This is a genomic window from Geminocystis sp. M7585_C2015_104 (genome assembly GCA_015295805.1).
Classification (GTDB): domain Bacteria; phylum Cyanobacteriota; class Cyanobacteriia; order Cyanobacteriales; family Cyanobacteriaceae; genus DVEF01.
In genome coordinates this window covers 1-8,677 of sequence record DVEF01000025.1, presented here as the reverse complement: position 1 = coordinate 8,677, position 8,677 = coordinate 1, and the positions used below count along the sequence as shown (strand labels likewise).

8 protein-coding genes are annotated in these 8,677 nt (G+C 44.5%); 2 read left to right on the top strand and 6 right to left on the bottom strand.

Features of this window, described 5'->3' with window-relative positions:
- The 4 genes from IGQ44_03030 to pilM all read right to left on the bottom strand — a co-directional run.
- A partial coding sequence (locus tag IGQ44_03030) for a type II and III secretion system protein (GenBank protein HIK36951.1) occupies positions 1-364 on the bottom strand: 364 nt, incomplete at its 3' end.
- A gap of 12 nt (positions 365-376) precedes the next feature.
- Positions 377-721: a hypothetical protein gene (locus IGQ44_03025; GenBank protein HIK36950.1), complete on the bottom strand. Its 345-nt coding sequence runs from the start codon at positions 719-721 to the stop codon at positions 377-379.
- On the bottom strand, positions 718-1,497 hold the full coding sequence (locus IGQ44_03020) for a PilN domain-containing protein (protein HIK36949.1): 780 nt from the start codon (positions 1,495-1,497) through the stop codon (positions 718-720). The genes IGQ44_03025 and IGQ44_03020 overlap by 4 nt, the downstream gene beginning before the upstream one ends.
- 2 nt (positions 1,498-1,499) lie before the next feature.
- A complete protein-coding gene (gene pilM, locus IGQ44_03015) occupies positions 1,500-2,615 on the bottom strand; it encodes a type IV pilus assembly protein PilM (GenBank protein HIK36948.1) in 1,116 nt (371 codons plus the stop codon).
- A 266-nt stretch (positions 2,616-2,881) separates the two neighbouring features.
- Between pilM and IGQ44_03010 the strand changes: the two genes are divergently transcribed.
- Entirely contained in the window at positions 2,882-4,204 is a 1,323-nt protein-coding gene (locus IGQ44_03010; protein ID HIK36947.1) for a sugar ABC transporter substrate-binding protein, read from the top strand.
- A gap of 6 nt (positions 4,205-4,210) precedes the next feature.
- Complete coding sequence (locus IGQ44_03005) at positions 4,211-5,404, top strand: aminotransferase class V-fold PLP-dependent enzyme (protein ID HIK36946.1); 1,194 nt, start codon at positions 4,211-4,213, stop codon at positions 5,402-5,404.
- A gap of 494 nt (positions 5,405-5,898) precedes the next feature.
- Here IGQ44_03005 and nuoH read toward each other — a convergent pair whose 3' ends face one another.
- Together nuoH and IGQ44_02995 are read right to left on the bottom strand one after the other, a co-directional pair.
- The gene (gene nuoH / locus IGQ44_03000; protein HIK36945.1) at positions 5,899-7,017 is read right to left on the bottom strand and encodes an NADH-quinone oxidoreductase subunit NuoH; all 1,119 of its coding nucleotides are present in this window, start codon (positions 7,015-7,017) and stop codon (positions 5,899-5,901) included.
- 137 nt (positions 7,018-7,154) lie between these two features.
- A partial coding sequence (locus IGQ44_02995; protein ID HIK36944.1) for a caspase family protein occupies positions 7,155-8,677 on the bottom strand: 1,523 nt, incomplete at its 5' end.

Genomic DNA, 8,677 nt, shown 5'->3' with positions numbered 1-8,677 from the left:
GGGGCTGTTGCCCCTGTTGTTGTTGCTGTTGTTGCCCCTGTTGTTGCTGATTTTCCGTGGCAGGGGGTTGCAAGTCTGGGAAAATAGCTTTTAGGGCCATAGTGGTTTTCAGTTTAGGCAGCTGGGAGACACTGACATTGAAGTTTTCCACCACCAACAGTGGCTGTAGTCGCTCCAAATCCCGAAGAAAGGACTGCAGTTGGGTGAAGGTGCCCTCAGTGTCCAGATTAAAAGTTTGGGCTGCTATGTTGTTGGCTGCGGCATCTCCCAGGCTGTTGTCGGTGATTTTGGCCTTCTCCCCGGCTGGCACGTAGCTATTTAATTGGACTTGTGAGCGTCTGGCAAGGGCGCTCACATCCAACAACAGGGTATCTATTTACTTAGCCTCGGTGAAGAACTTGAATAAATCTTCTTTTAAGGCCTTCACCTGCTCCAATTCGGCTCTCTTGCGGGCAATTATCTGCTCCATTTCTCCCGTATTTAGTCGCTTTAGTTGTTCCCCTTTTTCTTGTTTTTGTTGGTTTAACTGTGATAACTCACCCCACCGGGGTATTGCCTGGTTTAAAAAAAAATAGGCGGCCAACAGGAATCCCCCGACTCCTAGGGTTATGCCTGTTACTTTGGGGGTGAAAGTAATCCCAAAAGCTTTGGGATACTCTGGCCCCGTCTCAAAACCCTCCTGCTCGGGCTCAAACTCTGTCCTGGTAAAGGATGTGGTCATTTTTTCTCTCCTTTCTCCTTATTTTCTTCCTTACTTTGTTCTACAAATGTAGCTTTTTGTAATATACCACTTCTCTGCAAGGCGCTGATTCTGGACACTAGGCCGATGGCGCCCCTTCTTTCTAGGAAGGCCAGCAATTGTGAGGCGGGCCTGTCCGCAATCTCTGTGGTTATGGTAAACAATACTACTTGTTGTTGCTGGTCAGTGGCCTGACTTGCCTCACTAGCGGCATTGGGACTGTTGCCCAGACTGCTGGTGGTCAGTTTTGTATTTTCCGGATTGAGAAAAGGGGAGTTTTTCAGAGTCAGAAGGAAATCATTGACTTGCTCATAACTAAGGGCGTTGCCGTTAATAGTGAGTTTTTTCCCCTCCGTTTGACTTATAGAGTTGAGTTGGATTCCCGGAGGGGTTAGGGTGGAAATCTCATCCAATATTGCCGACCAGGGTTTTATATTATTAAAGACACTGACTAAAGTGCCAATTTCGCGATTAACACTCTCGATTTCTGTTTCTATCTGTTTTACCTCTTGACTTTGTCCTGTTAGTTTTTGGATTTCCGCATCCAGTTGGTCAATAACATTCTTAGTGGCAGTTTTTTGTTGTTCCAGGATAAGTATAATTCCCCCTGTCAGGGCAATACAAGCTAAACCCACCCCACCGCCTATTAAAATGGGGAGTTGCTCCTTAATAGTGGTGTCCGACTTCTTCTTGAAGGCAGTGGTGGTGATGGTTTCCGCTTTGCGATCTCTTAGAAAGTTTATGTCAATACTGTACATGGTCAACTCATCCTCATTCCTAAACCTAGTACTGTGCCCAATCCTGCCCTTTCCATGGGTGACAATTCTTGTTTTAGGGTAACAGATATGGCTGAAACCGGATCCACCTGTATTGTTGGAATGTTCAGCCTTCTGGTGAAGAATTCATCAATTTGGGCTATACCTGCCCCCTGCCCCGCCAGTAACATCTGTACTACCTCAATGTTACTGCTCTGGTTCAGGTAGAAGTTGATGGAGCGTCTCAGTTCGTCCACCAGTTCGTTTAAAACCCTCAAGAGGGAGTCCATGCCTGGGTTGATCCAAGTCTGACTACTTGTAGTACTTATACTCGTCCCCTGTTCTGGATTGTTGGGGATAGTGATTTCTTGTAGCAACTCTGTATTTCTGGACGCGGGCAAATTCATGGCCTGGGCTAGGGCGGTTTGCATCTGATATACTCCTATTGGGATAGTGCGGGTAAATTGGGGTATTCCTTCGGATATGATGGCAATGTCGGTGCTGTCGAATTCTATATCCACTAGTACCACTGCTTCCCCCGCCGCAAACTGTTTTAATTGTTCCCTCAGAAGCCTCATGAGGGCGAAACTATTGGTTTCCAGTACTGTTACCGTTAAACCAGCCTGCTGGAAACTCTCTAAGTATAAATCCGTAATTTCTTTCCTAGTAGCAACCAATAATACCTGTACTTTTTCTATCCCGTCTTCATCCACAAAATAGCCCAGTTTTTGATAGTCAATGTCTACTTCTTCCCGGGGATAAGGCAAATATAGTGGGGCTTCGTGGTTTAATACTGCATCTCTTAATTCTTGATCATTCAATTCTGCTGGCATTGGGATTATTCTCATTATTACATCCTTCATGGGCACCGCCGTGGCTATTTGTTTTGGCTTTACTCTTGCCTCCTTCACCAACTCTTCTATCACCTCTGACAAGGCGGTGGTATTTACAATCTGCCCATCTTCGAAAATCTCTTCTGGTACTTCCAGACTGTGGTATTTTAGTAACTTGTATTGTTGTCCTTTTTTGCTCAACTGGGCAAGAGAGACTCTATCTGGGGCAATTTCAATCCCCACCCCTTTCCTGTTGCCACCTAGCAGGTTGTCTAAAAAACCTAACATTTTCCTCCCTCCGCCGGGTTTTTACGTATTTTATACGTTTACTTTATAAAGCTGATACTATTTTACCCCATGAACCCGCTAATAATAACTTTTTTTTTGTTCTAAAGAAAAATCCTTTTTTTTAATAGTATTTTGTCTTATGGAAACTGCCAAGAGAAATTAACAAATTGCCATAAACTTTCCCATAGCCGGATTCGTCTGTCATCCCGAGATTTCCGAGTCAATAATCTGGTAGTATCACTTTATTCCTTTGTTTTGTAGAGGTTATGTCAAGAAGAGGTTTATCTTTACTGTCTGTCTTTTGCTTTCTGTTGGGGTTTTGTGTGTCTCTGCTAGTGGGTTGTCAGGGGGGTAATCCGGGTAACGCGGAAATAGAATTCTGGACAATGCAACTACAACCCCAATTTAATGACTATTTTAGAGAGTTAAATCAAGAATTTGAACAGAAAAACGCCCCCTATAAAGTGAAGTGGGTAGATGTGCCTTGGAATGCCATGGAGAGCAAAATTTTGACCGCGGTATCCAGTAAAAATGCCCCAGATGTGGCGAATTTAAACCCCGATTTTGCCGCTTCGCTCGCAAGTAGGAAGGCATGGTTGGATTTGGACAAAGAGGTGTCTCCTCAATATAAGCAGCAATATTTGGAGAAAATTTGGGAGGCCAATAGTATTAAAATTTGTTCTCCTGACTGTGAAAAAATTGTGTTTGGAATACCCTGGTATTTAACCACTACAATTACGGTTTACAATAAAGAATTGCTGAAGAAAGCAGGCATATCACAACCACCCCAAACCTTTGCCCAGTTGGCTACCGTGGCGGCAAAAGTGAAGGAGAAGACTGGCAAATACGCTTTTTTTGTACCCTTTGTGCCTAATGATTCCAATGAAGTGTTACAATCCTTCATACAAATGGGGGTGAAATTGGTGGATGAGGAGGGAAAAGCGGCGTTTAATACCCCAGAAGGATTGGCTGTTTTTCGCTATTGGGTAGATTTGTATAACAGGGGATTACTACCACCAGAGGTGTTGACCCAGGGACACCGTCATGCCGTAGAATTATACCAAGCTGGCGAGTTGGCTTTGTTGGGCACGGGTGCTGAATTTTTGAAAATTATTGCTAACAATGCCCCTAGTATATATCAGCAGTCTGATGTTGCCCCCCAAATTACAGGGGATACAGGTAAACGCAACGTAGCAGTAATGAATCTGGTGATTCCTAAAGATAGTAAAAATCCCTCGGCGGCTTTACAATATGCCCTCTTTGTCACTAACGGCGATAACCAGTTGCGATTCAGTCAACTGGCTAACGTTTTGCCTTCCCATCGTCAAGCCCTTAGCCAGTATATCAAAAATCTGGAGGCGGAAATGACTAAAAGTGATAATGCTGACAACCTGCTGCTAAAAGCTAGAAAAATTAGTGCCCAACAGTTGGAAACTGCTGAAGTACTAATTCCCCCCATCAAAAACCTAGCACAGCTGAAGAGGATTATATACGAAAATCTTCAACAGGCAATGCTAAACCAAAAAACTGTCCAACAAGCCATTAATGATGCCGCCAATCAGTGGAATAGTATTAGGGAGGGGACATAGGCACTTATGTTAGACTTGACATCATACCGACAACAATTCCCCGGTTTACAAAATAAGTTCTATTTTAACTACGGCGGACAGGGTGTTCTCCCCCAGGCGGCCCTTGCCTCTATAACTTCTGCATACAATTATATTGCAGAGATAGGCCCATTTAGTATCAAGGGAAATAAGTGGGTGGAGGAGACTATATATGAAACCAAAAAGGTTATTGCCTCTGAATTGGGAGTGTCGGTGGATTCTGTTGCCCTGACGGAGAATGTAACCGAGGGTTGTAATATTGTATTGTGGGGGATAGACTGGCAGGAAGGGGATGAGATTTTGCTCACAGATGCCGAACATCCGGGAATAGTAGCCATTGTAAAGGAAATTGGTCGCCGTTTTCGGGTCAAAGTCACTACTATACCTCTTTTAAAAGCCCTCTTCCATCAAGACAATCCTCTGGAAACAATTTCTGCCTATCTTACCCCTCAAACCCGTCTGCTAGTTATAAGTCACATCCTTTGGAATACCGGGCATTTGTTGCCTCTCAGAGATATAGTCAATCTTTGTCACCAGTATCCCCATAGCCGCAAGCCTATTTATGTTTTAGCCGATGGGGCACAGTCCGCTGGGAGTATCCCCCTTTCGTTGGCAGAGGAGGGAGTTGATTTCTACGCCGGCACGGGGCATAAGTGGTTGTGTGGCCCTTCTGGGGTTGGTTTTCTCTATATTCGACAAGAATTGATTCCCTTCATCGCACCCACTTTTATTGGTTGGCGGGGTTTAGACTTCTCCAACTCCCATCTTTCTTTTCTCGAGTCTGCTAGCCGTTATGAGGTTGCCACTTCCCCTTATCCTCTTTTTCTCGGCTTAAAAACTGCTATCCAACTCCACCAATCCTGGGGCACCGTCGAGCAACGATATGAGAGAATTTTACAGTTGAGCCACCTTCTTTGGACAAAACTACAACAGATAAACGGTATTCGCTGTCTCCACCCCTCTACCCCCCCTCTTTCCGGCTTAGTCTCCTTTTATCTCCCCGCTGGCAATCCCAAACAAATAGTTCAAATCCTTGAAAGCAACGGCTTTCTCCTTCGCACTCTCTCTTACCCCCCTTGTATTCGCGCCTGTGTCCACTATTTTACCCTTGAATCTGAAATTTACTCTCTTCTTAACTTCCTTTCTTCCCTCTTGTCGAAGGGGATAGGGGCTAACATATAGGGGGCATATAAAAGTGTGGGGCCTGTTTGGGTGGGGGTGGATGTTTCTTAATTTATTCCACCCTCCCGCCGCCCGTGGGGAGTGTTGGCAATATATACTGCAGGCGTTGTTCCTCCCAAAAATTTTGTTGAGATTATTTCCTATTAAATCCTAGTCCCTCTTTGTCCCACTAAAACACATGCCCAGGGTAAAATTTAGTCCCCTTTTGTAGATACAATTACTAATCCTACTTAAACAGCTCCATAAAAAACTGTCTAGCCCAGTATATAGCCAAAACAACGGTACTTGCCATTTTGTCATCTTCAAAATTATTGAAATTTCTTCTTAATAAAAAAGGGGAAAGGCAAACCCCCCGCGTATCCCGCCGTCCATCCTCTTGTCTTGTCCTAGCATAACTCTCTGCCCTTTTGGCAAGTAAGTTAAGAAATGTAAAGGGGTTGGGTAGGAGTAGTCCCTACCCAGTTGGGGTTTATATTGTATACAAAACCCTCCTATTAACCGCCAAAGGCGAAGGGGAAGGCGAGTTTTAAAGCGGCGGTAAGTAGAAGATTAACCAAGGAGACGGGGAGGAGGAATTTCCAGCCTAAGTCTAGCAATTGGTCTATTCTAACCCTAGGGACAGTCCAACGGAGTAGAATGGCAGTGAAGACAAGAAAGTAGGCTTTCAAAATCATCATGGTGATGCCGAGAGAGGCGGTGATGACTTGTAGCCAGGGAGTATCCTCACTGACACCTAACCAGCTGGCTAAACTGGAAAGGGGTATGGGAAATTCCCAACCGCCTAGGTACAATACAGAAAAGATGAGAGATGATAAGACGAGGTTAACATAAGAGCCTACATAGAATAGGCCGAATTTCATGCCAGCATATTCTGTCTGATAACCTGCAACTAATTCCTCTTCTGCCTCTGGTAAGTCAAAAGGCAAACGCTCACACTCCGCCAAGGCGGCAATCCAGAATATTAAAAAGCCTACCGGTTGTCGCCAGATGTTCCACCCGAGTATACCATAACCGGACTGTTGTTCCACTATGTCAATGGTGCTAAGACTATTAGACATCATAGCAACCGCCAACACGGCAAGGGCTAGCGGTATTTCATAACTGATGGATTGTGCTGCTGCCCTTAATCCCCCTAATAGGGAATACTTATTGTTGGAAGCGTATCCGGACATCAATAAACCAATGGGGGCTATACTAGAAAGGGAAATCCATAGAAATATCCCCACATTCAAATCTGTTATCACTAGATTCTGCCCAAATGGTATGATCAAATAAGACAAGAACACCGGTATTACAACTACTACTGGGCCGAGAGTAAACAAGAAACTATCGGCTTTGGCGGGCACTACGTCTTCCTTGAATATTAGTTTTATCCCGTCCGCTACAGGTTGTAGTATACCAAGAGGGCCAGCGTATTCGGGGCCAATCCTCTGTTGTGCGGCAGCAGAGATTTTCCTTTCTAGCCACACGGTTACTAGTACCCCCACGGTGGCACCTATTATCATTAGGATTAGGGGTAGGGGCATCCATAGGATTTTGGCTACTTCCCTAGATAATCCCCATTGGCTGAGGGTGGTAATAAAACTTCCTTGTAGATCAATTCCTGAATTCATTTTACCAACCGGTTTTTCTCCCGTTTACACACCAGTGATCGTTCTTGCTATTTTAACCCCTGTTGACTTTCCTTGAGGCTTAACAAGGGCAAATGATTCCCATTGAATTTTCTAATCCTACTGTTGCCAACCATCAATCACGGCACTGTTGTGTAAACTAGTCTAAAAGTGGCCCATTGGCTTAGCTCCAACCAGTAGGAATCGCCGGGGTTGTTATTTAATTTGCCCGCCCCTTGACTGATTTTGGCTAAATCCTTTACAATATGATGGGCTATTTTGTCTGGACGCTCTAATACATAAATTTGCTCAGGTTGTGGTTTAATGTCGCTGGTTTGTTGTAGTTGTTGCAGGGTGTTGTTAAAGGGAAACCTACTGCATACCAAAAACAATTCCCCTATGCCTGTGGCCCCATCTATTATCCATTTTAAAAGACCGGGGGTTTGTGGTATTGTCAAACGGCTTAGGGGTTGAATGGGGTTGCTTTGACAGTGGTATAGGATTGTTTTCCTGGAAGGGGTGATGGCAAGAAGGAGAAAGTAAAGGGGGTAGTCTGCCTCATTGGAGATGGTGATGGCAATCTCCCCTGACAGGGGTATGGCAATTAAAACATTGTCGGCTGTGGTTTTGAAGAGGGGTTTACTCGACAGTTTACTCCCGGCAGTGTACTGGCAATAGGTGATGGATGATTTATCATTATTATTAGTCGTCTTGAGGAAAACGTTGAGGGGGAGGGATGAGGAAAACTGATTCTCTGTTAGATGCAACAGTTTGCTAGTCAGACTAACTCTTAAGGGGGAGATTAGACGTTTGACGGCAGAGGCTACTGCCTCCTGGAAGGGGGGGGTGGTGTTGGCATATAATGCCCCCACAGGAGAATATATGGCGTAACCACTAATGGTGTTTTTTTCGTCTCTAAATTTGCCCAGAATACAGTCTACTAGGCTATCCCCCAAATTAGTTATTTCTAGTCCTTCGATTATACTCAGAGTGCCAGTGGCGTCAACCTTTTCAATTTTTTCTAAACTGTCATCTAAGGCTACATGCAACTTGATGTTGCCACTAATGACTCTAACAGACTCCCTACAAACTAATCCTGGCTGGATGGCATTGATGTCACCCTTTATAACTATTCCTTTGGCTTTGTTTGCCAAAAGGGATGTGATTTGAATTTCTGCCACCGGATAATCTACATCCCCATAGACGTAAAAACGAGAGCTTAATTGGTAATTGTATAACACCAAAAGTGGCAAACCCACCAACTCTAACTCCACCACTGGGGGATTAACACTGATTACCACAGCGTCACCTCTATGGGAGGCATCTAGGGGTAAATTGTAGGGAGGGGAAGATAGTTTGTTAACTGGCAATAATTCAATATTCTCCCGTTTACCAGTATAGGAACTAATTTTGGCCGTCAGAATCGGTTTTAAGTCAAAATAGCGATTGTCTGGGTAGATTTGCCAAAGACTTTGAGTTAGGCTGTAGGTGAATAAGCCTGTAGGGAATTGAGGATGATGGATTTCGATGGCTAGACTGCCTTTTGGAGACAACAACATCCCCCTGGGGTTAGGGGTTAGGGATTGGGGAGTGGGGTATGAGGGATTGAGACTTTGGTAGAAATTTTTTTCCTCTTCAGATACATACAATTCTGGATTGGAGT